The organism is Micromonospora sp. DT63 (assembly GCF_049841615.1).
Lineage (GTDB): Bacteria > Actinomycetota > Actinomycetes > Mycobacteriales > Micromonosporaceae > Micromonospora.
Window position 1 is genome coordinate 466,792 of the sequence record NZ_JBNCKQ010000001.1, and the last position, 25,009, is coordinate 491,800.

24 protein-coding genes are annotated in these 25,009 nt (G+C 72.6%); 6 read left to right on the plus strand and 18 right to left on the minus strand.

Translation table 11 applies throughout. The features are described from left to right. Positions 1 to 145: 145 nt before the first annotated feature. Positions 146 to 487, plus strand: a complete 342-nt coding sequence (locus tag ACLQ27_RS02270; RefSeq protein ID WP_425865437.1) for a hypothetical protein — start codon at positions 146 to 148, stop codon at positions 485 to 487. Next, positions 484 to 1,143: a nucleotidyl transferase AbiEii/AbiGii toxin family protein gene (locus ACLQ27_RS02275; protein WP_425865438.1), complete on the plus strand. Its 660-nt coding sequence runs from the start codon at positions 484 to 486 to the stop codon at positions 1,141 to 1,143. Before ACLQ27_RS02270 ends, ACLQ27_RS02275 begins: the two co-directional genes overlap by 4 nt. A 63-nt stretch (positions 1,144 to 1,206) precedes the next feature. Here ACLQ27_RS02275 and ACLQ27_RS02280 read toward each other — a convergent pair whose 3' ends face one another. Further along, on the minus strand, positions 1,207 to 2,109 hold the full coding sequence (locus ACLQ27_RS02280; protein ID WP_425865439.1) for an SDR family oxidoreductase: 903 nt from the start codon (positions 2,107 to 2,109) through the stop codon (positions 1,207 to 1,209). Positions 2,110 to 2,275: 166 nt separating this feature from the next. Here ACLQ27_RS02280 and ACLQ27_RS02285 point away from each other — a divergent pair, with 166 nt between their 5' ends. After that, positions 2,276 to 4,066, plus strand: coding sequence for a bifunctional metallophosphatase/5'-nucleotidase (locus ACLQ27_RS02285; protein ID WP_425865440.1), 1,791 nt, complete (start codon positions 2,276 to 2,278; stop codon positions 4,064 to 4,066). A 118-nt stretch (positions 4,067 to 4,184) separates the two neighbouring features. On the opposite strand, the gene ACLQ27_RS02290 is transcribed toward ACLQ27_RS02285, so the two are convergent. Both ACLQ27_RS02290 and ACLQ27_RS02295 read right to left on the minus strand, forming a co-directional pair. After that, positions 4,185 to 4,358: a hypothetical protein gene (locus ACLQ27_RS02290; RefSeq protein WP_425865441.1), complete on the minus strand. Its 174-nt coding sequence runs from the start codon at positions 4,356 to 4,358 to the stop codon at positions 4,185 to 4,187. 366 nt (positions 4,359 to 4,724) lie between these two features. Continuing rightward, on the minus strand, positions 4,725 to 5,879 hold the full coding sequence (locus ACLQ27_RS02295; RefSeq protein WP_425865442.1) for a geranylgeranyl reductase family protein: 1,155 nt from the start codon (positions 5,877 to 5,879) through the stop codon (positions 4,725 to 4,727). Positions 5,880 to 6,022: 143 nt separating this feature from the next. Between ACLQ27_RS02295 and ACLQ27_RS02300 the strand changes: the two genes are divergently transcribed. Together ACLQ27_RS02300 and ACLQ27_RS02305 are read left to right on the plus strand one after the other, a co-directional pair. After that, positions 6,023 to 6,259, plus strand: a complete 237-nt coding sequence (locus ACLQ27_RS02300) for a hypothetical protein (RefSeq protein WP_425865443.1) — start codon at positions 6,023 to 6,025, stop codon at positions 6,257 to 6,259. A gap of 72 nt (positions 6,260 to 6,331) precedes the next feature. After that, positions 6,332 to 7,765 carry an MFS transporter gene (locus ACLQ27_RS02305; RefSeq protein WP_425865444.1) on the plus strand — a complete coding sequence of 478 codons (1,434 nt, stop codon included), beginning with the start codon at positions 6,332 to 6,334 and terminating at the stop codon, positions 7,763 to 7,765. 560 nt (positions 7,766 to 8,325) lie between these two features. On the opposite strand, the gene ACLQ27_RS02310 is transcribed toward ACLQ27_RS02305, so the two are convergent. The 4 genes from ACLQ27_RS02310 to ACLQ27_RS02325 form a co-directional block, all read right to left on the minus strand. Then, positions 8,326 to 8,886 (minus strand): hypothetical protein, encoded by a 561-nt coding sequence (locus ACLQ27_RS02310; protein WP_425865445.1) that lies wholly within the window; start codon positions 8,884 to 8,886, stop codon positions 8,326 to 8,328. 941 nt (positions 8,887 to 9,827) lie between these two features. Beyond that, positions 9,828 to 10,457, minus strand: coding sequence for a hypothetical protein (locus ACLQ27_RS02315; RefSeq protein ID WP_425865446.1), 630 nt, complete (start codon positions 10,455 to 10,457; stop codon positions 9,828 to 9,830). Positions 10,458 to 10,470: 13 nt separating this feature from the next. Further along, on the minus strand, positions 10,471 to 12,255 hold the full coding sequence (locus ACLQ27_RS02320) for a DUF4012 domain-containing protein (RefSeq protein ID WP_425865447.1): 1,785 nt from the start codon (positions 12,253 to 12,255) through the stop codon (positions 10,471 to 10,473). A gap of 100 nt (positions 12,256 to 12,355) precedes the next feature. Next, positions 12,356 to 13,603: a glycosyltransferase family 4 protein gene (locus ACLQ27_RS02325; protein WP_425865448.1), complete on the minus strand. Its 1,248-nt coding sequence runs from the start codon at positions 13,601 to 13,603 to the stop codon at positions 12,356 to 12,358. A gap of 168 nt (positions 13,604 to 13,771) precedes the next feature. Between ACLQ27_RS02325 and ACLQ27_RS02330 the strand changes: the two genes are divergently transcribed. Continuing rightward, the gene (locus tag ACLQ27_RS02330) at positions 13,772 to 14,326 is read left to right on the plus strand and encodes a low molecular weight phosphatase family protein (RefSeq protein WP_357573799.1); all 555 of its coding nucleotides are present in this window, start codon (positions 13,772 to 13,774) and stop codon (positions 14,324 to 14,326) included. On the opposite strand, the gene ACLQ27_RS02335 is transcribed toward ACLQ27_RS02330, so the two are convergent. From ACLQ27_RS02335 to ACLQ27_RS02385, 11 genes are all read right to left on the minus strand, one after another. Further along, positions 14,307 to 15,767 (minus strand): polysaccharide biosynthesis tyrosine autokinase, encoded by a 1,461-nt coding sequence (locus ACLQ27_RS02335; RefSeq protein WP_357573800.1) that lies wholly within the window; start codon positions 15,765 to 15,767, stop codon positions 14,307 to 14,309. The genes ACLQ27_RS02330 and ACLQ27_RS02335 overlap by 20 nt on opposite strands. Positions 15,768 to 16,490: 723 nt before the next feature. Continuing rightward, positions 16,491 to 16,688 carry a hypothetical protein gene (locus ACLQ27_RS02340; RefSeq protein WP_234591216.1) on the minus strand — a complete coding sequence of 66 codons (198 nt, stop codon included), beginning with the start codon at positions 16,686 to 16,688 and terminating at the stop codon, positions 16,491 to 16,493. Between the two features lie 4 nt (positions 16,689 to 16,692). Further along, the gene (locus tag ACLQ27_RS02345; protein ID WP_357496832.1) at positions 16,693 to 17,016 is read right to left on the minus strand and encodes a hypothetical protein; all 324 of its coding nucleotides are present in this window, start codon (positions 17,014 to 17,016) and stop codon (positions 16,693 to 16,695) included. Next, positions 17,013 to 17,375, minus strand: a complete 363-nt coding sequence (locus tag ACLQ27_RS02350) for a DUF1622 domain-containing protein (RefSeq protein ID WP_234591220.1) — start codon at positions 17,373 to 17,375, stop codon at positions 17,013 to 17,015. The genes ACLQ27_RS02345 and ACLQ27_RS02350 overlap by 4 nt, the downstream gene beginning before the upstream one ends. A 39-nt stretch (positions 17,376 to 17,414) precedes the next feature. Next, a complete protein-coding gene (locus tag ACLQ27_RS02355; RefSeq protein WP_234591222.1) occupies positions 17,415 to 18,002 on the minus strand; it encodes a TMEM165/GDT1 family protein in 588 nt (195 codons plus the stop codon). Between the two features lie 250 nt (positions 18,003 to 18,252). Continuing rightward, entirely contained in the window at positions 18,253 to 19,218 is a 966-nt protein-coding gene (egtD, locus tag ACLQ27_RS02360) for an L-histidine N(alpha)-methyltransferase (RefSeq protein WP_234591224.1), read from the minus strand. A 53-nt stretch (positions 19,219 to 19,271) separates the two neighbouring features. Next, complete coding sequence (gene egtC, locus ACLQ27_RS02365) at positions 19,272 to 20,018, minus strand: ergothioneine biosynthesis protein EgtC (RefSeq protein ID WP_357496835.1); 747 nt, start codon at positions 20,016 to 20,018, stop codon at positions 19,272 to 19,274. Positions 20,019 to 20,058: 40 nt separating this feature from the next. Further along, the gene (egtB, locus tag ACLQ27_RS02370) at positions 20,059 to 21,411 is read right to left on the minus strand and encodes an ergothioneine biosynthesis protein EgtB (RefSeq protein WP_357573801.1); all 1,353 of its coding nucleotides are present in this window, start codon (positions 21,409 to 21,411) and stop codon (positions 20,059 to 20,061) included. A 117-nt stretch (positions 21,412 to 21,528) separates the two neighbouring features. Then, positions 21,529 to 22,764, minus strand: coding sequence for an ergothioneine biosynthesis glutamate--cysteine ligase EgtA (egtA, locus tag ACLQ27_RS02375; RefSeq protein ID WP_425865449.1), 1,236 nt, complete (start codon positions 22,762 to 22,764; stop codon positions 21,529 to 21,531). Positions 22,765 to 22,919: 155 nt separating this feature from the next. Next, on the minus strand, positions 22,920 to 23,825 hold the full coding sequence (locus ACLQ27_RS02380; RefSeq protein WP_425865450.1) for a hypothetical protein: 906 nt from the start codon (positions 23,823 to 23,825) through the stop codon (positions 22,920 to 22,922). A 16-nt stretch (positions 23,826 to 23,841) separates the two neighbouring features. Continuing rightward, positions 23,842 to 24,597 (minus strand): RNA polymerase sigma factor, encoded by a 756-nt coding sequence (locus ACLQ27_RS02385; protein ID WP_425865451.1) that lies wholly within the window; start codon positions 24,595 to 24,597, stop codon positions 23,842 to 23,844. Positions 24,598 to 25,009: the final 412 nt, after the last annotated feature.

Here is a 25,009-nt window from a genome sequence, read left to right on the forward strand (position 1 = left end):
GTCTCGTCGTGTCCCGTCCTAGGTATGACGGGTGCGGGCGCGACAACTCATCACCGGCCGGGCGATCCTCCTCCTACCCGCCGCCGGACGGGCCGGGGAAGGTCGCTTGAGCGACACCGGGACCGGCGGGCGCTACCCTGACAGCATGCAGGCCGTCTCGCCCACCGCGACCGGCGTGGTCTTCCTGGCCCGCCCGGGTCGTCCGGCCGTGGTGGCGCGCACCCTCACCGAGCTCACCGGCCCCACCCGCGGGGTGGTCGAGCTGCCGGTGCGGTTGATGTGGAACGCCGAGCGCACCTTCGACCTCGGCGACCCCGACCAGCTGCTCTGGATGTACGAGAACGTGCTGCGCGAGACCTCCAGCGCCGACGACCTGCGCATCCTGATCAACGGGCGGACACTGCGCCGGGTGTGGCGGTTGCTCAACCTGCCCCGGGGCGTCCGCCTCGCCTGGGAGAGCCGGCACCGCGGCCTGCGCGCGGCGTGATCGCACCCCACCTGCACGAGTTCTACCGGGAGGTGGCCCGGGTGGCGCTTACCGCCGCCGGGCCGTACCGGTTCGTGCTCGGTGGCGGGGTGGCCTGGGCCGCGCACGGCCTGGTCGCCCGGCCGACCGAGGACGTGGACCTCTTCGCCGACGTCGAGGGCGCTGCCGCTGCGGCGACCGCCGGGGTGCGCGTGGCGCTGGAGCGGGCCGGGTTCACCGTCACCGACGCCGACCCGGACAGCGAGCTCGCCGATCTGTTCGACGGGTACGGCCAGGACATGAAGGACTTCGTGGTGAGCCGCGACGGGCGCGAGATCCGGCTCAGCCTGGCCCGGCTGGACCGGCAGCAGAGCCCGGTGGTGATGGACCTCGGCCCGGTGATGGACGTCCGCGACCTGGTCGCCAACAAGATCGCGGCGTTGGTCAACCGGCGGGAGGTCCGGGACTTCATCGACGTGGCGGCGGCGCTGGAGCACTACGACGTGACGCAGCTGCTGGTGCTCGCCCGGCAGGTCGACCCCGCCCTGGACCCGGCCGACGTGCGGGCCGCCGGCCGTTACCTGGACCGGCTGTCCGACAAGCGTTTCGGCCGCTACGGCCTGGGCGCCGACGATGTCGCGCGGGTGCGCCACCGCTTCGCGACCTGGCCCCGCTGACGCCACCGCCCGCGGGCCCGTACCGCCGGGTGGTCACCCGCGGGCGACCACCCGGCGGCCGGATCACTTGGTCGGTCGACCGCCGGTGACCCCCAGGATCTCGCCGGTGACGTAGCTGGACTCCTGGGAGGCGAAGAAGACGTACGCCGGCGCCAGCTCCGCCGGCTGGCCGGGCCGGCCCTCCGGGGTGTCGGTGCCGAACTGCCGCACCTTCTCCTTCGGCATGGTGGCGGGGATCAGCGGCGTCCAGACCGGGCCGGGGGCCACCGCGTTGACCCGGATTCCCTGCTCGGCGAGGTCGGCCGCGAGAGCCTTGGTGAAGTTGGCGATCCCCGCCTTGGTGGTGGCGTAGTCCAGCAACTGCGGCGACGGGTCGAACGCCTGGATCGACGCCGTGTTGATGATCGCCGAGCCCTCGGCCAGGTGGGGAATGGCGGCCTTGCACAGCCAGAACATGGCGTACAGGTTGGTCTTGAGCACCCGGTCGAACTGCTCGGTGCTGATCCCGAGGATGCCCTTGTCCTGCGACATCTGGTACGCCGCGTTGTTCACCAGGATGTCGATCCCGCCCAGGTCGCGCACCGCCCGGTCGACGAGCTCCTGACAGTGCGCCTCGTCGGTGATGTCGCCGCGCACCGCGACGCCCCGCCGACCGGCGTCCTCCACGAGCCGGATGGTCTCGCGGGCGTCGGCGTCCTCCCCCGCGCTCAGGTACGAGATGAGCACGTCGGCGCCCTCGCGGGCGAACGCGATAGCCACGGCCCGACCGATCCCCGAGTCACCGCCGGTGATCAACGCACGCTTGCCGTCCAGCCGCCCGCTCCCCCGGTACGACTCCTCACCGTGGTCCGGCTTCGGCGTCATCTCCCCGGTCGAGCCGGGCGGCGACTGCTGCTGGCCCGGCGAACCGGACTGCTGGCCGTACTGGCTGGTCGGGTCCTGCTGGGTGTGCTGGTCCTCACTCACCGACATCTCCTCGCACTGTGCGGCTTGCTCCCCCGTGACCTCGTCCCGAAGCGCCTACCCTGCGACGGGTTGCGGAAACCGGGACTGGCGTGGCGCAAGTGACAGGCGCTGGCTATGGTGCGCGAGGCGCTCACGAGGCGCGTCCACCCCCATGGAAAGGCACGTCATGACCTCTGGATCCGGTCCGTCGCGTCGCCAGGTGCTCGCGGTCGCCGCCGCGGCGGCGACCGCCCCGCTGATCGCCGCCGCCCCCGCGCAGGCTGCCGGCCCGGCCCGGCCGCGCACCTGGGACCTCACCCTCCTGGGCACGTCGGACACGCACGGCAACGTCTACAACTGGGACTACTACCGCGACGCCGAGTACGACGACAGCAAGCACAATGACATCGGTGTCGCGAAGCTGGCGACCCTGATCAACCAGATCCGTGCCGAGCGGCGCGGCAAGGCGACGCTGGTGCTCGACGCCGGCGACACCATCCAGGGCACTCCCCTCGCCACGTACTACGCCAAGCAGGAGCCGATCACCGCCACCGGCGAGAAGCACCCGATGGCCCGGGCCATGAACGTCATCGACTATGACGCCGTGACGCTGGGCAACCACGAGTTCAACTACGGTCTGCCGCTGCTGGACCTGTGGATCCGCCAGCTCGGCTTCCCGGCGCTCGCCGCGAACGCGATCAACGCGAAGACCGGCAAGCCCGCCTTCCTGCCGTACGTGATCAAGAAGGTCTCCCTCGGCTTCGCGGCGCCGACCCTGCGGGTCGGCATCCTCGGCCTGACCAACCCCGGCGTGGCCATCTGGGACAAGGGCAACGTCGAGGGCAAGCTGCGCTTCGACGACATGGTGGCGACCGCCGCGAAGTGGGTGCCGATCATGCGGGCGCGCGGCGCCGACCTCGTGCTGATCTCCGCGCACGGCGGCGACAGCGGCACCTCCAGCTACGGCCCGGAGCTGCCCAACGAGAACCCGGTGGCGCTGATCGCCCAGCAGGTGCCGGGGATCGACGCGATCCTCTTCGGGCACGCCCACAACGAGGTGGTCGAGCGGTTCGTCACCAACGAGCGCACCGGCGCGCAGGTGCTGCTCTCCGAGCCGTCCAAGTGGGGCCAGCGGCTCACCCGGATGGACTTCACCCTCGCCCGTGAGCGCGGCCGCTGGACGATCACCAAGAAGGCCGCCACCATGCTGAACACCAACACGGTGGCCGAGGACCCGAAGGTGCTCGCGGCCGTGCGGGCCCAGCACGCCAAGACCATCGCGTACGTCAACCAGGTGGTCGCGCAGTCCACTGTGGAACTGTCGGCGGCGGAGTCGCGGTACAAGGACACGCCGATCCTGGACTTCATCAACCACGTGCAGACCGAGGTGGTCGGCGCCGCGCTGGCCGGCACCGCGTACGCGGACCTGCCGGTGCTGTCGATCGCGGCGCCGTTCAGCCGTACCGCTGTGTTCCCTGCCGGCGATGTCAAGATCCGCGACGTGGCCGGCCTGTACGTGTACGACAACACCCTCGAGGCGGTAGTGCTCAGCGGCGCCGAGGTGCGCGCGTACCTGGAGTACTCGGCGAAGTACTTCCGGACCCTCGCGCCGGGCGCCCCGGTCGACCCGGAGCAGATCACCGACCCAGCCGTGCCCGACTACAACTACGACGTCTTCTCCGGCGTCGATTACGACATCGACATCTCCAAGCCGGTCGGGCAGCGCATCACCCGGCTGGTGCTGGCCGGCACCGACACCCCGGTGGCCGACGGCGCACAGTTCGTGGTGGCGGTGAACAACTACCGGCGCAGCGGCGGCGGCAACTTCCCCGGCATCGTGAAGACCCAGGTCTACAACGCGCAGCAGGAGATCCGTCAGCTGCTCATCGACTGGGCGCAGGCCAAGGGGACGATCAACCCGGACGACTTCTTCCAGCCCAACTGGCGACTGGTACGCGAGGGCGTGCCGGTCTTCTGATCGCGCAACGTCGGCGGGCCGTGGGTGGCGACACCCCGGCCCACCCGCTCGTCTCTCGGGGCGGCACGTTCGTCTCTCGGCCCTGTGCGTTCCCGTCTCGGCCCTGCACGTTCCAGTCTCAGCCCTGCACGTTCCAGCGGATCGGGTCCTCGGCTCTCTCCGGTCCGTCCCGCCCCGGATCGGTCTCGGTCAGCGCGACGCGCTCGTCCGGGCGTACGGCGGGCGGCAGCTCCCCGAACCGGATGTGGCGCAGGAACGCGTACTCGTCCTCGGTGAACGGTTGCTCGGCCATCGGCACCCCCTCGTCCCCCGCCATTGTCTGACGGCAGGCAGCCGGCGGCACCGGTCTGTCGGCTGACAGTCCCCTCGACCGTCGGGTGCGGCCTGGCACACCGTGTACAGCATCCTAGGATCCTGGGCCCATGGCCGGGGCGGGCCGCCGCCGCCGCCGGTCGACGGCCTAGCGGGCGGACGCAGGCCAGGTGGGTACGCCGGTGCGGGCCACGGGGGCCAGGTGGGCACGCGGGTGCGAGCCAAGCAGGCCAGGGGTCACGCCGGTGCAGGCCAGGGGGTCACGCCGGTGCGGGCCAGGCGTGGACGGGCACGGGCGACCTGGCACGCGCAGGCCAGGTGGTCACACGGGCCGGCGGGCCATCGCTCAGGGGTGGATGCTGGCGGCCGGCCGGCGTGGCGAGGGCAGCCGGTCCAGCACCGCGAGCGCCGCCCGGACCGGTCGACGTCGCAGCATGTCGTCGAAGCTCGCCCGACCCTGACAGAACCGGACGAACATCCGCCAACCCGGCGGGGTCGCCAGCAGAGCGTGGAAGACCTCCGGGCGGCGGGTGAACAGGTCTAGCAGCCGGAACCCCGCCCGCATCTCCGGCTTCAGGTGCTCGGTGACCGCCCGCTCGTACCCGGCCAGATCACCGTCGGCGACCGCCGCGCCGGCCATCTCCCCGGAGCGCAGCGCGAAGCTGATGCCCTCGCGGCTCCACGGCTCCAGCAACCCGGCCGCATCCCCCACCACCAACACACGGCCGTTGCGCAGTGGGGAGTCCTCCTCGCGGCAGCGGGTCAGGTGACCCGAGTCGTGCTCCGCCGGCAGCCCGGTCAGCCCCAACCGGTCGACGAACTGCCGCAGGTAGGCGCGCGTCCCCTCCCCCGCGCCCCGACCCGCGATCACACCGACGGTCAACCGGTCGCCCTTCGGAAACACCCAGGCGTACGAACCCGGCATCGCCCCCCAGTCCAGCAGCAGCCGCCCGCGCCAGCGCTCCTGCTCGGCGGGCGACACCGGCACCTCCAACTCCAGCCCCAGGTCCACCTGCCGGTAGCGCACACCCACGTGCCGGGCGGTCACCCCCGAGGAACCGTCCGCGCCGATCACCGTGCGGGCCGTGAGCGTCGTACCGTCGGCCAACCGCAGGCGTACCCCCTCGGGGTCCTGCTCGATCGCGCGGACCGCGACCTGCTCCCGCATCTGCGCGCCGGCGGCCACCGCCGCCGCGCGCAGCCGGTCGTCGAACTCCTCGCGGCGCACCATGGTCACCACCGGACTGCCGTTGCGGCGGGTGAACTCCCGCCGGCCGTCGCGGGTGAACGTCACCCGGTCCACCCGGTCGTGCGCGGGCACCTCGATGCGGCCGCGCACGGCCGCCAGCGACGTGCCGATCAGGCCACCCCCGCACGTCTTGTACCGCGGGTGCGCGGCCCGCTCGACAACCAGCGTACGAACGCCGGCGCGGGCCGCGGTGTGTGCCGCGGAGAGCCCGGCGGGGCCGGCGCCGGCGACGACGAGATCCCAGACGATCACGGTTGCAGCCTAGGGCACCCTCCGCTGCGAGGCCCGGGCACCGCGCGCTGCCAACCGCCCGATCGGGTGGGCATCTTCGGTCAGGCAGGGGGTAAGCGGTGGTGCGACCGTCCGCGCGGAGCGGACGAGCAAAGGAGGAGATCATGCAGCGGGTTCAGCTGTCCGAGGTCGAGCAGCGCGTGTACCAGGCGGTCACCGCCCTCGAAGCACGTGGCCAGGTGCCCTATCCGGACCTGATCGCCCAAGGATCCGGACTGACCGAGGAGCAGGTGCACACCCCACTGCACGAACTCACCCAGAAGGGCCTGCTGCACCGCGAGGATTCGCCGATGGCCGGCCTCGACTTCGGCCCCCGATTCTGCGCCCGTCAGATGGCGTGACCCCCGACGATTGGCCCCCGCCTGCCGGGGTAGCGGTCAGGGATGCATGATCGACCGTCGACGGAGGGCACCATGAGCGCGGCGCACGAGCCGCAGCCGGTCGACGCGGCCGAGAACCGCCGACGCTGGCAGGCCGTCGGGGTCGGCCTGGTCGCCGCGTTCATGACGCTGCTCGACGTGAGCATCGTCAACGTCGCGGTGCCCTCCATCGACCGGGCGTTGCACGCCTCCCCGAGCGACCTGCAGTGGGTCCTCTCCGGTTACGCGCTGACCTTCGGGCTGGTGCTCGTACCTGCCGGCCGCTTCGGTGACTTCCGCGGGCGGCGCAACGCGTTCGTCTTCGGCATCGCGCTGTTCACCCTGACCAGCGCGCTCGCCGGCCTGGCCACCTCCCCCACCTGGCTGGTCGCCGCCCGGCTGCTCCAGGGCGCCGCCGCCGGCGTCATCAACCCACAGGTGATCGGGTTGATCCAACAGCTGTTCCGAGGGCCGGAACGAGCCCGCCCATTCGGTCTGCTCGGCGCGACCATCGGCATCTCCACAGCCGTCGGACCACTGCTCGGCGGGCTGCTCATCGCCCTCGGCGGTGAGGAGCACGGCTGGCGGTGGGTCTTCTTCGTCAACGTGCCGGTCGGCATCGTCGCGGTGATCCTCGGGTGGCGGCTGCTCCCCGGTCGACCCGACGGACAGCCCGGTCGACGCCGACTCGACCCGATCGGTGTGCTGCTGCTCGGCGTCGGCGTGGTGCTGATCCTGCTGCCACTCGTGCAGGAACAGCAATGGCGTACGCCGTGGAAGTGGGCGCTCATCCCAGCCGGCCTGGCGGTGCTTGTCGCCTTCGGACTGTGGGAACGGTGGTACGCGCGGCACCGCGAACCCCTGTTCGACCTGCACCTGTTCAGCTTCCAGTCGTACACGCTCGGATCACTCATCGCGCTGGTCTACTTCGGTGGATTCACCGCGATCTTCTTCATCTTCACCCTGTTCCTGCAGAACGGGCTCGGCTACAGCGCGCTCGTCGCCGGTCTCGCCATCACCCCGTTCGCGCTCGGGTCTGCCGCAGCGTCCGCACTGGGGGGACGCATCGTCAACCGCTTCGGCCGTCCCCTGGTCGCCATCGGACTACTCGCCGTGGTGGTCGGTCTGGCCGCCACGGTGCTCGCACTGCACCTCGCGCCGGACGCCCCCGCGCCCTGGGTCACCGCCGCGCCGCTGCTCGTCGCCGGTATCGGCAGCGGACTGGTCATCGCCCCCAACCAGACGCTCACCCTCGCCCAGGTGCCGGTCCCCCAGGCAGGCAGCGGAGCCGGCATGCTCCAGACCGGCCAGCGAATCGGAGCGGCGGCCGGCATCGCCGCAGTTGGCTCGGTGTTCTTCTCCTCGCTCGCCGACAGCCGCGGCAACTGGACCTCGGCCTTCGAGAAATCGCTCCTGCTCGCCACGGGGATCATCGCGCTCGCGCTGGTCGCCGCGCTGATCGACATCCTCCGCGGCAACCACGACTGAAAATCCCCTGGGGTACGCCTGCCGCCCGGCCGACCCGCCGCAGGGTCGACGTGCCGGCCGGGTCGACGTGCCAGCCGGGCCCACGCGCCGGTCCGATCGGCGTGCCGGTCGGGCCGACGTGCCGCACGCACCGGCATGCCGGTCGGTGCGGACCCGCCGCACGCGTCGGCGTGCCGCCCGGCAGTCAGTCACGGGTCGGGCATACCAACGGCCGAACCTGACCGCACCGCCCGACGTCAGTCGGGCGTCGGCCGGAGATCTTGGACAGTTTCCGTTCGCACCGAACGGAAACTGTCCAAGATCTACCGTGACACGGGCCGACAATGCCGTTCGGCCGAGCTGCGCCCGTGGATGTGAGGGATCGGCCGGTCACTCGACGGGCTGAGTATGCCGATGGCCGTCCCCGACTCGGGGTTGACGGCCCGGTCAGTGCGCGGGCTCGGGTGCGCCGATGACCGGCACCCGGTTCGGCGTGCCGGCCAGGCCAGTGCGCGGGGCACGGTATGCCGATGGCCGGCACCCGGTTCGGGGTGCCGGCCATCGGTCGGGCGTGCGGTGGGTCAGCTGTTCCAGTGCTGGGCGACCAGGTCGGTGGCCTGCTGCTCCCACTGGGCGTACGCGTCCGGGTAGGCCGAGACCTGCACGGTCTGCGCGGCGTCGGTCAGCGGCATGTCCTGCCAGCCGTCGACCTGCTTGAGGCCCTTGAGGAACGCGGTCGTGGAGTACTCGGGGTTGGTGATCTGCTCCGGGGTGCCCCAACCGGAGGTCGGGCGCTGCTGGAACAGGCCCAGCGAGTCGTGGTCGTTGGCGTCACCGAGGTGACCCAGGTTCTCCAGCTTCGACTCCTGCAGGCTCGTCGCGATCGAGATGACCGCGGCGCGCTCGGGCAGGCCGGCCTTCTTCGTGGCGGCGATGATCGCCTTGACGTTGGCGGTCTGCTCGTCGTTGAGGGTGATGTGCGACTGCGCGCCCTGCGGCTTGGGCGCCGCCGACTGCACGGCCACAGCGGCCGGCGTGGCATCGACGGGGTTGGCGTGGGCGGCGATCGGACCGGCGAAGACACCACCGGCGAACGCGAGACCAGCCACGGACAGCATGCTCTTACGCAAGATCGTGTTCATGGGGGAAGCTCCTTCGGGGGTAGGAACACCACACGCACCATCCCGGGGGGGGGGGGGGGGTCGGTGACGCGGGGTGTGAGCACCTCGTCCGGCGCTGCACAAAACAGGGGAAAGTCTGAGGGGGGCCTACGGGCTGAACGCTCGTGGCGCCCGGGGGGCGGCCTGCGAGCGGGGGGCTCGTGGCGCCGGGACCCTGTGTAACGACCGGCGGTCCGGGGTGATTCCCGGGTCGGCCCGTGAGCGGGGCTCGTGTCGCCGGGACCCTGTGTAACGACCCGCTGGCCGGGGTCATTCCCGGCTCGGCAAACCCGCCGGTGCCGGATCGAGCCGGTCGGTCGGCGGGCGGCGGGGTGGTTCGGGGGTCTGCAACGACCCGGCCCGGCCGGCCATTCCCACCTCCAGACGTGCGGGGCGGGTGGCCGTGGTCCTGCGATCGTCAGAGTGTGTAACGACCCCCGGCCCGCCACGATTCCGGCCCACGGATGCGGCCGGTCACACCCCAACGACCACCCAGAAACGGACATCCCACCCATTCGGCGCAGCGAACACCGCCGGCAGGGTGCATCGGGGTGGTGATCGACTCGGGTTCGCCGATATCGGGGTATCCGGGGCGGGTTGATACCCCGACATCGGCGACCTCGTGTCGATCACGTAACCCGACAGCCCGGTCACGTCGACCGGAGTGCCCGAACGCGCCTAGGCGGGACCAGCCCGCCGGGTGCTCCCAGCGCACGGCGACCTTGGGCGGAGGTCCGGGGGCGGCGGGGCTTTCCGACAATGACGGGTCGATCAGCCCCGGCGGGCGCCTCGGGCGAATCGCCCCCCGGGCTGGTCGACGGACTCCCGGGGGAGGGATGACATGGGGCTGGCGCCCGTCGGAGGATCCGACGGGCGCCAGCCTGAGGTGCGATCCGGGCACTGCCCGGTTGGTGGTACGCCGATCAGTGCGCGGCCCCGCCGAAGCGCTGGCGACGACGCCAGGCCAGGGTCAGCAGCAGCATGATCGCACCGGCGCCGACGAGGCCGCCGCCGAGCTTCATGGGCGTACCGATGCTGTCACCGGTGACGGGCAGCGGCTGCTTGCGGGGCAGCACCCGCAGCTCGGCGGTGGCGGTCCGGCCGGACTCCCGGCCCGTGGCGGTGAAGGTCAGCAGACCTGTCACCGACGGCTTGTAGCTCTTGGTGAAGCGGCCCTGGGCGTCGGTGAACGCCGTGAACTGCAGGGGCGCGCTCGCCTGGTACGCCACCGGCGCCATGGCCACGGTGGTGCCGTCGCTGCGGCGGGCCGGCGCCTTGCCGGCGGCGGGGGCCGCCAGCGGGGTGACGGTCACCGAGTGGTCGACTGTCTCGTTGGGGCCGAAGCCCGTCCCGGTCAGGATGACCGTCTCGCCGAGGAAGATCGTCGGCCGGTTGATGGTCAGGGCCGGCGGCTGCGGCGCGTACGGGGGCGGCTGGGGCGGGTCGGTGGTCGCGCTCGGCGTCGGCTGCGGCTGTGCCGCCCCCGCTGCCGTCGGCACGGCCACCACGGCCAGGCCGACCGTGAGCGCCATGATGATGCGGGATAGCCGCATGATTGGTTCCCTCCTACTGGTCACAGCTTGGTGCGGAATGAACTTGGGTGGTCCACGGGCTGGCGGTGGGGGTCAGCCACAGCTCGGCCTGCCCGACGCCGGTCTTGGCCGTCAGGACGGTGACCTCCAGCGCTCTCTCGGCGCCGGGGCCGATGTCGACGTTTGCCGTCGCCACCTGGCGGCGGCGTTCGGTGCCGCTGCCCAGTGCCGTTTCGACCCCGTCGAGCCGGGCGTCGAGCACGGAGCCGCCAGCCGGACTGAAGATCGACACCAACGTGCGAGCGGTGTACGGATCACCAGCCAGACCGAGGCCGAGGATCGACTTGCTCAGCCCCGACTTCGGCGCCGTCGAGCGCAGGGTCACCCGCAGCTGGAGCTCGCGGCGGCCGTCGGATCGGCATTCGCCGACCGTGAGGCTCGCCGTCGGCCGCAGGTAGTAGCCGAGTTTCGCGCCGCTGCCGTCGTTGAGAAACACGCCGACCGTCGGCACCGTGTCCTGTTCCGGGAGCGCTCCGGCCATCCGGCTGTCGCCGAACGTCCGCTGTTCTTCCGGTCGAGCACTCCAGAACAATATCCGGCGTTCCGTGATAGCACGGTCGAATGCGGACAACAACACCCTAGGGTTGACATTCTTCTTGAAAAAGGCGTCAAACACCGCAGCGGCAGAGGCCGCGAAGTACTCGTCCTGCCGACTGTTGTCCAGCCGCTGGTAGGTCTCGTTGAGCAGCGTCTGCACGACCTTCTCGCTGGCCAGCGGCACACCGCCGGGCACCAGCACCGGGCCGGTCGCCTTGAGCAGGTAGGACAGCACCACCGGGTCGATGGCGAGCACGCCGTCGACGGTGGTTCCGGTCTTACGTCGGAACATCTCCCGGTACAGGGCGGCGGCGGTCGGGAAGTGCGGCGTGAGGTTCACGTCGGCGGGATAGATGCCCGGCAGGTCGGTCCAGATCGCCCGGGTCTCGGCGGGCAGCTTCAGCGCTGGGGTGAACCGGCCGAGGGAGGCGCTGCTGCCCTGCTGGCCCATCCGGACCCGACCGTTCTCGGCCTCGATCATCGCGTACGCGCCGAACATGCCGCCGGTGGCACGCAGCTCGGCCAGGTTCTGCGAGACGAGCAGGTAGCGCCGTGATCCATTGGCACCGAGCAGCGGCGGCAGCAGCCGAGCGCCCTGGTCGGCCGCGGCGGTGAGACTGGCCAGCCTGTCGATCTCGCCACGGAGGTCGGTCAGCGCCTGGCGCACCTGGCTGACCAGCCGGTCGACGGGCACCGCGCCCAGGTCGCGCCGGGTGCCCTGCACCGCGTCGTTCGCCCGGGCCAGCTCCGCGGAGACCGAGCCGAGCCGGGTCAGGTCCAACCGGCCTCCGGCCGGCACCAGGCTGGTCAGGTCCGTCCGCAGCAGGGTCGGGAACGCCCGCCGGGCCAGGTCGTCGATGGCGATGGCGATCAGCCGGACCGCGTCGAGGTCGTCGCCGGCGATCGGGGTACGCCGGCCGACCTTCCAGCTCGGGTCGGACGTGGCGGCCCGGGCCGCGCCGGCCTGCTCCTGCAGGGCGGAGAGAGTCCGCTGGGCACGCTCGGTGTCCCCGCCGACCACCTGCGCGCTCAGCTCCCGGGCCAGGCCGGCGGCATTGAGCAGGTGGGCACGCGCCTGCCAGCCCCGGAAGCCGACCCATCCCCCGGCGGCCAGCAGCAGTGATCCGACGACCAGGGCGCCGAGCAGGGCCCGTCGCAGTCGCGCCCGCCGGCGACGCCGAGATCGGCTCCGCCGTCGTTGCGGCCGTTCGCTCTCCGTCACACCACACTCCCGTTTGCTGGAATCGGACAGTCCGTCGGATTCCCCGACGTTCTTAGCACGCTGCTGAGGAATCTCGTACGGTTATGGCACTTCTCGTCCTTTACGCGAGGTTTCCTCGCGGCTCTCCCGCGTCCTGCGGAACCCGGCCGGCGGCCTCGTGCAGCAACCGCTCGATGCGGTCCACCCCGGCCGGCAACGACATCTCCCGCAGGTACGTCTGCCGTCCCCGGCGGCCCATCTCGGTGCGCGCTGGCGGCGGGATGGTGGCGGCCAACCAGAACCGGTCGGCCAGCGCGGCCCAGTCCTCGGGCGGGCACGACAGCCCGGCTCGGGCGCGTTCGACAAGCTCGGCGGTGTCACCACCGGCCGACGCCACCACCGGCGCGGCGCAGGAGAGCGCGGCCTGCAGCTTGCCGGGCACCATGCCGCGAAGCTCCGGCAGGTCGCGCAGCATGATCAGCTGGTAGTCCGCGGCGGCGTACAACTCGGGCATGTCGACAGGTGAGCGCCGCTCAAGGAAGCGGACGTTCTCCGCCTTCAGATCGGCGGCGAGCCCTCGCACCCGCCGCTCGTCCGCACCCGACCCGACCAGGACCAGGTCCATGGTGCGGTCCAACGCGGCGGCGGCCCGTACCGCCGTCTCCAGCCCCTGGCGGGCGCCGATGGTCCCGGCGTGCATGACCACGCACCGGCGATCCCGTCGGATCATCTGCCGGGCCGCCGCGCCGGGGGTCGCCGGGTAGAAGATGCGCTCGTCGGTCCAGTTCAGCACCAGCTGGACCCGGGCCGGGTCGGCCCCGGCGGCGATCACCAGGTCCCGCATCGACGGCGCGGCCACCGCGACCCGCGCGGCCGTCCGGTAGATGCGGGTCATCGCGGCGCCCATCCGCGCCGACCAGCGGCCGTCGCCGTCCGCGTCCGCGCCGTCGCGTGCCCACACATCCTGTACGTGCAGCACGGCCGGCACCTTCGGCAGCAGCCGGAACAGGGCGGCGGTGGCGAACGTGGTGGCCGGCAGCTGAAAGACGTAGAGCACGTCCACGTCGCCGAGAAACCGACGCGCCGCCAGCGACGCGCTGCCCGCGAACGACAGGTAGCTGACCATCCGCCCGCCCGTGGAGGTGGCCCCGCCGGAGTAGCGCGGCACCCGCCGGACCGCCAGCCGTTGACTGTGCGTCTCGTGGTGCCAGCGCTGCCGCCACCCGGGATAGACGTGACCGCCGGGGTAGTCCGGGAAGCCGGTGAGCACACGGACCTCGTGCCCGCGCGCGGCCAGCTCCTCCGCGAGGCTGCCGGGGATGAAGGCGGGCTCGGGTGGGAAGTGGTACGACAGGATGCCGATCTTCACCGGAGCACCGCCGAGGACCACGGATCGGCCTCGACCGGCGCGGCAGCACGTCCGGCGGGCGGTCGGCCCGCGTACGATGCCGACAACCCCTCCCCGCGCGGCCAGCGACGTCGACGCACCACCCTCGGGGTGTGGCGACCCGCCTCCGCACCCACGAGAGGGCTCCCGATGGTCGATCGCGTGTTGTTCGTCTGCCACGCCAACCTGTGCCGCTCGCCGATGGCCGAGTTCCTGGCCCGCCGGTTGCTGGCCGAGCGGCCCGTGCTGGTGTCCAGCGCCGGCACCGACGCGATGGACGGGATGGCGATGCACCCGTACGCCGCCCAGGTCGCGGCCGAGGGTGGCGGCGACCCGGCGGCCTTCGCCAGCCGGACGCTGCGTCCCGAATACCTCGCCGACGCGACGCTCGTGCTGACCGCGACACGGCGGCAGCGTTCGATCTGCACCTCGCTGGCGCCCGGCGCGCTGCACCGGACGTTCACCCTGCGCCAGTTCGGCCGACTCGCGGCAGCTGCCGAGCCGCCCGCCGAGTCGCGCGACGACCCGCTGCGGGCCGCCATCGCCGCCGCCGCCCACGCCCGGGGACGGTTGCAACCCGCCGCCCCGGACGCGGACGACCTGCGGGACCCGATCGGCGGGACCTCCGCCGACTTCCGTCGCTGCGCTGAGGAGATCGAACGCTCGCTACGACCCCTCGCCGCGCTCATCGGCGCAACCGGGTGAGTTCCTGGGTGCGGTCGCTGACGCCGTTGACGCCGGCGCCCTCGCTGTGCCGGGGGGCGGTGGCCCGGGCGGTCGGCACCGACGCCGTTGCCGGCGAGGTCACCACCCGGTAGGCCTCGTACTGGTACGCCTCGGCCTTGGCCACCTTGGCCATGTTCAGCACGCAACCGAGCAACCGCACCGAGACCGAGTGCAGCGAGCGGGCCGCCGCGGCCACCTGGGTTCGCGACGTCCGGCCCTGCTGACTCACCAGCAGCGCGCCGTCGGCCTGCACGGCCACCACGACACCGTCGGTCACCGCGAGCAGCGGCGCGGTGTCGATGATCACGATGTCGGCGGACTCGCGCAGCGCGAGCAGCAGGTCCGCCATCGCCTTGGAGCCGAGCAGTTCGCTCGGGTTCGGCGGCGCGGAGCCGCTGGGCAGCACCAGCAGGGACTTGTCGCCCCAGCGCTGGACCACGTCACCGACCTGGACGTCACCGACCAGCACGTCGGTGAGACCGACACCCGCGTCCAGGCCCAGGTACTCGTCGACCTTCGGGCGGCGCAGGTCCGCGTCGACCAGCAGCACCCGCCAGCCCGCCTCGGCGAGCGCGATGGCCAGGTTGCAGGAGAGCGTCGTCTTGCCCTCGCCCTGCAGGGCGCTGGTCACGGCGATGACCCGGGCCGGCTCGTGCACGTCCACGAAGCGCAGGTTGGTCCGCAACTTACGGACCGCCTCCGCGCGGGCCGACGTCGCGGCTTCGCCGACGATCAGCGGAGCGGTACGGGCTGCGTTCTCGAACGGGATCTCGCCGAGCAACGGACTTCCGGTGGCGCGTTGCAGGCCGGCGGCGTCGCGCAGGCGGACGTCGGCGACGCCGCGCAGGATCGCCAGGCCGACACCGAGCGCCAGACCGAGCAGACCGCCGAGCGTGAGGTTGCGCAGCGGCTGCGGGGAGACGGGGCTGGAGCTGACCCGTGGACCGCTCACCACTTCGATCTTGATCGGCGCCTTGCCCTCGGGCGGCGTCTCGACCTTCTGGACGAGCTCGACGAACTTCGCGGCGAGGGTTTCGGTCACCCGCAGCGCCCGGGCCTGGTCGGTGTCGGTGACGGAGGCGCGCAGCAGCACGGTGCCGGTCTCCGTGGAGGTGGTCACCCGGCGCTGCACCTCGTCCGCAGTGAGCCCGACCGGGGTCTCGGCCACCACGCTCTGCGCCAGGCGGTCGCTGCTGAGCAGGTCGGCGTACGACTTGACCCGCTGCTGGAGGAACAGACCACCCTGGTAGGCGTCGGTGACGCCCTGGTTGGGGGTGGTGACGAAGAAGGTCACCGAAGCGACGTACCGGGGCTGGGCCCGTACGGTCAGGAACGCCGAGACGCCCAGGGCCACCATGACGGTGACCAGCACGACCCACCAGTGCCGACGCACGTGGCGCAATTGGCGGAGCAGGTCCATCAGGAGTGCCTCCGTGCGGGTCCGGTTACGCCAAAGAACTTCACGAAAACCCCCAAGGTCGTCTGCCAACTCGTGAAACCATTAAAGCCCCTCATAGGGCTTATGTCCGGAGTTATGCATTTTCGAGGCGAACAAGTGCGCCCGCATGACCAACCCGACAAAGGGCCATTCGGCATCGGCGACATCCGGGAAAAGTCCACGGCCGATCCGTGCCGCCCCCTCGCGGCTGCCGCGATCGCCCACGATCGACCGCCGGAAGCGCACTGCCGCTCCTTGGTGCGCCCTCGCGCTGATCTCGGCAGGGACGCCGCTCGGGGTCGTACACCCGGCTGGCTGTGGTGACGCCCCGGCCCGGCGGCGGCGCTGGCACCTCGACCTGGGCCGCTGGCCGACTTCGTCCTCGTGGCGGGGCTGAGGTCAGGCGCGAGGTCGTGGCCGGCGACCCGCGGAAGCGCGAGGCGCGGCACTCGCGGCGCTGGCCGACATCGGCGGGACGCCGCCGCCCGCGCGACCTACGCGGCGATCGTCCGGACAGCGGGCGGGGCGGGGTTGCGCGGCTGGGCCACCCCGATCGCCGCCGACATCGCCCGCACGCTGGCCGTGCTGACGGTGGTCACCGCACTCGACCGGCGGTCCGGGACGAGCTGCTGCACACAGGTCGGCGGGACGAAACGACGCCGGCGGTCGCCCCTGTGGGGCGACCGCCGGCGATGCGTGCGGAGGTCAGCGGCGACGCTCGCTGGGGCGACGCTCCTCGGTCTCGTCGGCCAACGCGTCGGTCGCCGGCGCGGTGAGATCGTCGCCCGGCACCGCCACCTCCTCCGCGAGGTCCTGCTCGTCGGGCTTGCCGCCGGGCTGGGGCTCGGGAGCGGTGGCGCCACCGGCGTAGCCGTACTCGTTCGGTTCGTCGTGCCGGGCCATGTGGTTATCCTCCCGCTTTTCCCTGTTTCGCTGCTACCGCCCACGGTAAGTGGTGATCGTCGTCCGCGCAGCGCGGCGGGGATTGTCGGCGCGACCACGGCGGCGCGAGACTCAACGCCGCCGCGAGCAGTTGGCGCAGCGCGACGATCGCCGCCGCGGCAGCGAGGGCACCCCACTGCGGATCGCCGGCCAGACGGAGCAGGCCGGCCGCCGTGAGCAGATCCAGCAGGACCCGAACCGCGACCCGGACGGCACCTGTGCACAGGGCGGTGACCACACCCACGACCAGGGCCAGCGCGGTCACCACCTCGACCAGCGCACCGATCACGGCCGTGGCTGCCCGTCGGTGACCTGCCGCTGCTCCTGCCGGATCTCCCGGCCCAGGAAGTAGTTCAGCGCCGTCCGGATCGTGGCGATCGCCGCCAGCTGGCCGATCTGGGTGAACGACGGTGACACCGCCGTACGCAGGACGTCGGCGGCCAGCTGGAACTCCAGACCGAGCGTCAGAAACCGGCCCAGGGACAGTCGGATCGGAGTGAAGACGGCGGCGGTGCGGTGCCGCAGTCCTTCGACCACGAACCGCACCGCCGCCCACACGGCACCCACGAAGATCACCAGAGCCCCGGCCACCTCCACCACGGCGACCAGCACCTCGTCGCCGTGGCGCAGCAGCTCCGCCGGCTCCACCCGGAGCCGTTACCCGCCAGCGGGGCAGCTAGTCGGTGCTCAGGTCAGCTCGTTGACGGCCTCCAGGATCAGCCAGAGGCCACTGATGGCGAAGAGCACCGCGGCGCCGTACTTGATGGTCTTTTCCGGCAGGCGGCGGCCGAGCATCCGGCCCACCAGGATGGCCAGCGCGTCCGCGGCCACCATGCCGATCGTGGAACCGAGCCAGGTGCCGAACCAGCCGTACTTGGTGGCCAGGGTGATCGTCGCGAGCATCGTCTTGTCACCCAGCTCGGCCAGGAAGAACGCGACCGACACCGCCACGATCGCGGTCTTGCTGGTCTTCTCGGCCTTGCGCTTCTCCTCCTCGGTGAGCTTGTCACCGCGCAGGGTCCACGCGCCGAAGCCGAGGAACGCCACACCGGCCACCAGGGAGATCCACTCGGTGGGCAGCACGGCGCCGAGACCCGACCCGATGGCGACCGACGCCAGGTGCACCACCGCCGTGGCGACGGTGATGCCGATCAACACCGGAATCGGCTTGAACCGCGTGGCGAACGTCAGCGCCATCAACTGGGACTTGTCTCCCAGCTCGGCCACGAAAATGACACCGAAGCTGACGACCAGCGCGGCGAGGAATCCCTCCATGACATCCTTCCCGTTCACGCCGGGAGGAGGTACGGGGGCGCCCTCGACCCGGCTGCGACAGCCTGAGTCGAAGGTCTCGCCCGCCCCGGAGACCGGGGCCGCGTGGCCGGGTGCGGAACGCACCAGTATGTCGACCACGACATTGGGGGCTACTCCCCTTCGCGCGACCAGCCTAACCGATCACCGAACGGCCCGGACGCCGCGGGTGAAGAGCCTCACCGCGCCCGGGCCGGAGATCGTGGGTGCAGCCTCACCGCGCCCGGGCCAGGGTCACGCCGAAGAGCCCGTCCGGGTCGGTCCAGAAGTTCGCCGCCGCGAAGCCCGCGTCGCGCAGCTCCGCGGCCACCCCCTCCGGACGGAACTTCGCCGACACCTCCGTGCGCAGCTCCTCCCCCGCGGCGAACTGGACCGTCAGATCCAGCACCCGGACCCGCATCGGGCGCGTCGCCCGCAGCCGCATCTCGATCCACTCGTGGTCCGGATCCCAGTGGGCGACGTGCTCGAACGCCTCCGGGTCGAAATCGGCGCCCAACTCCCGGTTGATCACGTACAGCACGTTGCGGTTGAACTCGGCCGTGACGCCGGCCGCGTCGTCGTACGCGGGCACGATCACCGACGGGTCCTTCACCAGGTCGGTGCCGAGCAGTAGCCAGTCGCCGACCTCCAGCGCGGCGCGCATCGCGGCCAGGAAGTCGGCCCGCTCGGCCGGCAGCAGGTTGCCGATCGTGCCGCCCAGGAACACCACCAGCCGCCGACCGCCGGTGGGCAGCCGGTCGAGCTGACGGGTGAAGTCACCCACGATGCCCCGGACCCGCAGCCCCGGATAGTCGGCGGCGATCTGCGCGGTCGACCCCAGCAGGGCACTTACCGACACGTCCAGCGGCACGAACGTGCCCAGCCCGCCCTGACGGGTGAGCGCGTCCAGCAGCAGCCGGGTCTTCTCCGACGAGCCGGAGCCCAGCTCGATCAGGGTCTTGGCGCCGGTCAGCGCCGCCACGTCCGGCGCGCGCTCGGCCAGCACCGCCCGCTCCGCCCGGGTCGGGTAGTACTCGGGCAGCCGGGTGATCTCCTCGAACAGCTCGCTGCCCCGCGAGTCGTAGAACCACTTCGGCGGCAGCCACTTCGCCTCGGCGGTCAACCCGGCCCGGACGTCCTCCCGCAGGCCACGCTCCAGGTCCTGCGGCTCAAGGTAGATCTCCAACGGTTCCGCGGTCATCGGTCCTGCCTCTCTCCTCGGTCACACACCTCGCGTTGCCCGACCGGTGCCGCTCACCGGATCGGCAGTGGGCACATCCGCACCTCGTCCACGGTGGCCGTGACCAGGTGCCCCTCCGGCACCGGCCGCCACCCGGGATCGTCGTCGTGTGGCTCGGAGGCCAGCAGCACCGAGCCCGCCGCCGCACGTACCGACAGCGCGTGGCCGAACGTGGTGGCCACCACGCGCCGCCCGTCGGTGAGCAGCACATTCAGCCGCGACCCCGGGGCGGCCACGGCGACCTCGGCCACCGTCCGGGCCACCGCCTCCGCCGGATCGTCGCCGCCGCGCAGCCGGTGCCGCACCAGCGCCCACAGCAACGCCGAGTCGGTCGCCGCGTCCAGGGTCAGCAGGTCACGGACCGGCAGGCCGGCGGCGAGCGGCACCACCGCGTCCGGCCAGCCCCGGACCACACCGTTGTGGCTGAACAGCCACCGCCCCTCGGCGAACGGCGCGGCGGCACCGTCGAGCACCGCCATCCCGACGGTCGCCGAGCGGACCGCGGCCAGCACAGCGCCGGCCCGGGTCACCGCCGCCAGGTCGGCGATCGTCGGGTCGCTCCAGATCGGCTGGGCACGCCGGTACCGCACCGGCTCGCCGTCGCTCGGATACCAGCCGACGCCGAACCCGTCGGCGTTGATCGTGCCGCCGCCGCGCATGTCACGAGGCGCCCAGGACTGGCGTACGAGTGCGTGCGCCGGCTCGAACAGCAGCTCGGCAAGCGTGACCGGCGGCCCCAGATAGGCCAGGTGACGGCACATCAGCGCAAGCCGGCCGCCGGCGCAGCCGCCCGGCGCGACGTCACGGGTGCGACTCGTCCGGCGCGGCGTCCCGGGCGCAGCGGAAGCCGCTGAAGATCTGCCGCCGGATCGGATAGTCCCAGTTGCGGAACGTCCCCCGGCAGGCCGACCGGTCCGTGCCGAACGAGCCGCCACGCAGCACCCGGTAGTCCTCGCCGAAGAACACCTCCGAGTATTCCCGGTAGGGAAACGCGGTGAAGCCGGGATGGCCGCGGAAGGTCGTCGACGTCCACTCCCAGACGTCCCCGATGAGCTGGTGCACACCCAACGGCGACGCCCCCGCCGGGTACGCGCCCACCGGCGCCGGCCGCAGGTGACGTTGGTCGAGGTTCGCGTGCGCCTCGGTCGGGTCCTCGTCGCCCCACGGGTAACGGCGCGACCGACCCGTCGCCGGATCCCACCGGGCGGCCTTCTCCCACTCCGCCTCGGTCGGCAGACGCTTGCCCGCCCACGCGGCGTACGCCTGCGCCTCGTAGAAGCACACGTGCACCACCGGCTCGTCGGCGCGCACCGGATCCCACCTGCCGAAGCGGCGGTACGCCCAGCCGTCACCGTCGCGACGCCAGTGCATCGGCGCGACGAGCTGCTCGGACACCCGGTGCTCCCAACCCGCCGCGCTCCACCACCGCGGGTCGGTGTAGCCGCCGTCGGCGATGAACGCCACGTACTCGCCGTTGGTGACCGGCGCGGCGTCGATGACGTACGCGGGCAGGTCGACGCGGTGCGCGGGACGTTCGTTGTCCAGCGCCCAGGGATCGGTGTCCGTGCCCATCGTGAACTCCCCGGCCGGCACCAGCACCTCACCGCCGACGCGGGCGGTCGGCTCGGGTGGTGGCGGGGCGTGCAGAACCGCCGCACCCGCGCGCAGCTGGTGGGTCGCGAGCATCGTCTCGTCGTGCTGCTGCTCGTGCTGGACGATCATGCCGAAGGCGAACCCGTCGGCGACCAGCGGCCGGTCGGTGAAACTCACGGCGTCGAGCAGGTCGTGCACCTTGTCGCGGACCGTGCCCAGATAGGCACGCGCCTCCGCCGGTGGCAGCAGCGGCAGCGCCGGCCGGTCGCGGCGGGGCTGCTTGAACGCGTCGTACAACTCGTCGATGTCGCAGCGGACCGGCTCGCGGCCACCCACATCACGGACCAGCCAGAGTTCCTCCTGGTTGCCGACGTGCGCCAGATCCCACACCAACGGCGACATCAACGGAGAGTGCTGGCGCATCAGGTCGGCCTCGTCGACGGCCTCGGTCAGCAGCGCCGTACGGGACCGGGCACGCGCCAACTCCGCCGCGATCCGCCCCCGCAACCGCTCCCCCTCGGGATGGTCAGTCGTGCCCACAGCCACCGTCTCGCCGTTCACCGGTCTCCCTTTCGTTCGCGACTGCGGGGCTCGCAACCCCGGCTCACTCCTCGCGCTCACCCAGTCCGCCTTCCGTTCGCGACTGCGGGGCTCGCAACCCCGGCTCACTCCTCGCACTCACCGGTCTCCCCGCTGTGCGGCGGCCAGCCGCCGTCGTACGCCTCGGTGGACCTCGTCGTGGATGCCGGCCGGCAGCTCCAGCCGGGGCAGTGCGGCCAGGGCCAGGTCGAGCAGCGCGGCCGCGGCGGCGGCCAGCGTCGGGTCGGACAGACCGTGCCGCGCGGCCGCCGACCAGCGGTGCGCCACCGGCGCACCGATCGTGTACGCCGCGCGCACGGTGTCCGCGTCGGCGAACAGCGCGCTCAACACCGCCAGCGGGAGACGCCAGTCCCGGTCCGGCTGGGCGTCCAGATAGCGCAGTTCCAGGTAGCCGCGCGGACGCACGGGCGGAAAGAGGGTGCTGACGTGATAGTCAAGATCGTCGGTGGTGGGTGGGCGGGGCAGCGCCCCGTCGAGCCAGTCGGCGAAGGTGACACCCGGCGGCGGCGCCCAGTCCGGGCCGCGTCGGCGCAGGCAGAGCAGCGGCGCGGCCAGCACGTACCGGATCCAGGTGGTCGTCGGATCCTCGTCGGCGTTGCCGGGCACCCACACCGGGCGGGTGCGGGTCGGGTCGATGGCCAGCCAGGCGGCCATCCGCGCGGACGCCCACCCGGTGCGCCGCCCGGCGTGCCGGCTGGCCGAGGCGAACGCCGCCAGCAACGGCGGCCCGACCGCGTGGGCCGCCGCCCAGCGCGGCGCGACCTGGTCCGGCTCGCCGATGTCGAGGCAGACCTGCAGACCGGCGGTGCTGTACATCATCGTCCGGCCGGCCGGTCCCCGCCTGTCGAAGGCGCGGCGCATCGCGCGGTATCGGGGGGTGTCCACCACGGGGCGGGGCCGACGGTGCGGGTCGATTCCGCTGCGGCCGAGGGTCAGCCCGGCGGCGGTCAGCAGGCCGGTGACCTGGGCGATATCGGCCTCGGTGGCCTGGATCAGCGCGCCGGCCGAGGAGCGCGGCGGGGTGGAGATCTCCAACTGGCCGCCCGGTTCGAGGGTCACCGTGCCGCCGTGTCGCAGCGGCTCGGCGGGGCTCGCCGGGTCCAGCGTGACGGGGCTGTGGCGCCCCAGCGCCGCCCGCAGCCGCACCGGGTCGACCGGTCGGGCGGGGTCGGCGGCGTCGTGCACGGTCCATTCCAGTTCGACGCCGGTGTATGTCGGGGGGCCCGTCTTGAAGCAGATGCGAGCGAGATGTCGGCCGGCGGCGGCGGACTCACGCAGGATCGCGCTGCGGTCCAGCTCGGGCGACGTCACCATCGGTGCAGCCTCCTTCGTCGTGCGCCAACTCCGGAACACTGTGCCACCGTAAACCCACCCACCGACACTGTCGGCGGCGTCGAGGGTGCCACCAACCTCTGTCTAACAGACGAATTTCCCGGGGCACGGCAGAACGAACCGCGCCGGCTGGATGCTCAGTTCGCGGCCGGCCCCGCCGGGCGCGAGGGCTTGTGCTTCGCCGATCCCGGCGGCGTCGCCGCCGCGGACGGTTCGGCGGGGGGCGGCGTCCGCTCCGGAGCGGACGGCTCCGCTGACGGGGACGTTCGCGCCGGAGCGGACGGCTTCGCCTCGGGCACCAGTCGCTGGCAGTACTCCTCGACTGCGGCGACGCCACCGGCGGCCGCCACCAGCCGCTGGAAGGCCGGGGTCCGCAACTTCTTCTCCCGCTGCTCGGGCTTCCCGGCCCGCCAGGCGCGGCACAGCCCGTGCAACTGACCCCCCGGCGTCACGCCAGCCGACGGGGTGCCGGTCACCGACGGCGAGCCAGCAGGCGTCGACCGGCTCGGAGCGGCGGACGGGGTGGCCTCGGGAGCATTGGAGGGTCGCGGCGCGCTGCTCGGCACCGGAGGCGCCGGTTCCGGCGCCGGGTCCAGGTCCAGGCTGGCCGCGGCGAACGCGGCGCCCGCGGTGGCGGTGGCCGCCAGCGCGCCGATCCAGGCCAACGCGCCGGCGGTGAGCCGGCGGCCGCGTGGTCGTGGGCCCGCCGAGGGCTCCGGGGCGGCGGCCCGGGCGGCCCGGAACGCGGCCAGCGCTGCCTCCTCGCCCGCCAGCTCCCCCGGCCGGGCCGGGCCGGCGGCGGCGGCGAGCAGCCGCGCCAGCGGGTCGGTCGCCGACTGCGGGGCGGCGGACGCACGGGACCGCTCGGCCGCATCGAGGTCGAAAGCGACGGCGGTGTCGACGTGCGGGGCCGCGGCGGAGGCCGACGACGTGTCCGGGCCGAAAGGCGCCTCGGGGTCGAGGGCAGCGTCGATGCGGGTGGCGTCGAGCAGCCGCTCGGTCTCGGCACGGCCGGCGTGCCGGTCCGGCCGGTACGGGTTCATCCGGAATCCCCTCACGTCAGCCGTCCGCCTGCTCGGCGTGTGACGTCCGCCGGGATCGGCCGGTCCGTCCGCGAGGTGGCGGGACCACCTCGGCGCCGACCGACGGTGTGACGCCGTCGGCGCCGTGAGCCGGCACGGCAGGCGCGGACCGCGTCATCGGAGCGTCAGGCGTCGACACCCCGCCCTGCGCGTCGGTCGTCCCGGTGGGGACCGCACCGTTGGGCGGCGCCACGGTCACCGTCTGTCGATCCAGCAGGGTGGCTAGCCGCCGCAGCCCACGGTGGGCGGCGGTCCGGACGGCCCCGGCCCGACGCCCCAGCACCCGACCGGCCGACTCAGCGTCCAACCCGATCACGGCCCGCAACAGCACCGCCTCGGCCTCGCGCGGCGGCAGCGTGGCGATCAGTGCCAGGGCCGCCTCGGTGCTGATCGTCTCGCCGGCCCGCTCGGCGGTGTCGACGTCGCCGGCCAACTCGGTGAGCGCCTGCACCGGGACGGGCAGCGACGGTCGCCGACGCAGCCGGCGCAGATGATCCATGGCCCGGTTACGGGCGATGGTGACCGTCCAGGCGCGGAACTCACCGCCGGTGAAGGTGGGCAGGTCGCGGGAGATCTGCAACCACGTCTCCGACGCCACGTCCTCGGCGTCCGCGCCGACGAGGGCGGTCAGGTAGCGCAGCAGACCCGGCTGCAGGCTGCGGTACAGGAAGCGGAAGGCGTCCTCGTCGCCGGCCTGCGCCGCGGTGACCGCCTCGGACAACTCGCCGGTCATCCGCGGCTCACGGATCGTTCGGGACGGCGGCCCGGCCCGACGCGCCATGGCGGCGCTGTCCGCGCGCGCACCGTCGACCGCACCCGCACCGCCCTCCCCCGAATCCGCATCCGCTTCGCGCCCGCGTCCGGGCCGGCCGGGGGCCTCCGCCCCGGCGCGATGGCTCTCGACTCTCGAGGCGGTCGGCCGGGCGGCCCCGAGCCGGGCTAACGCTAGGAGGGGACCATCCGAGCGACAAGTCGGGATCGCGTCACGGAAGAGTGACAATTATCAAGCCGTCCGGACGGCGTGCCGCCGTAACAGCTGGGCACCAGCGGACGCTCCCGGGGCCGGGAGACGGCCCCCGGCGGTGATCCGGCAATCGTACGCCGGGATGTGTCGCCTTTTGTCACGTGCCGTCATCATGCCGTCA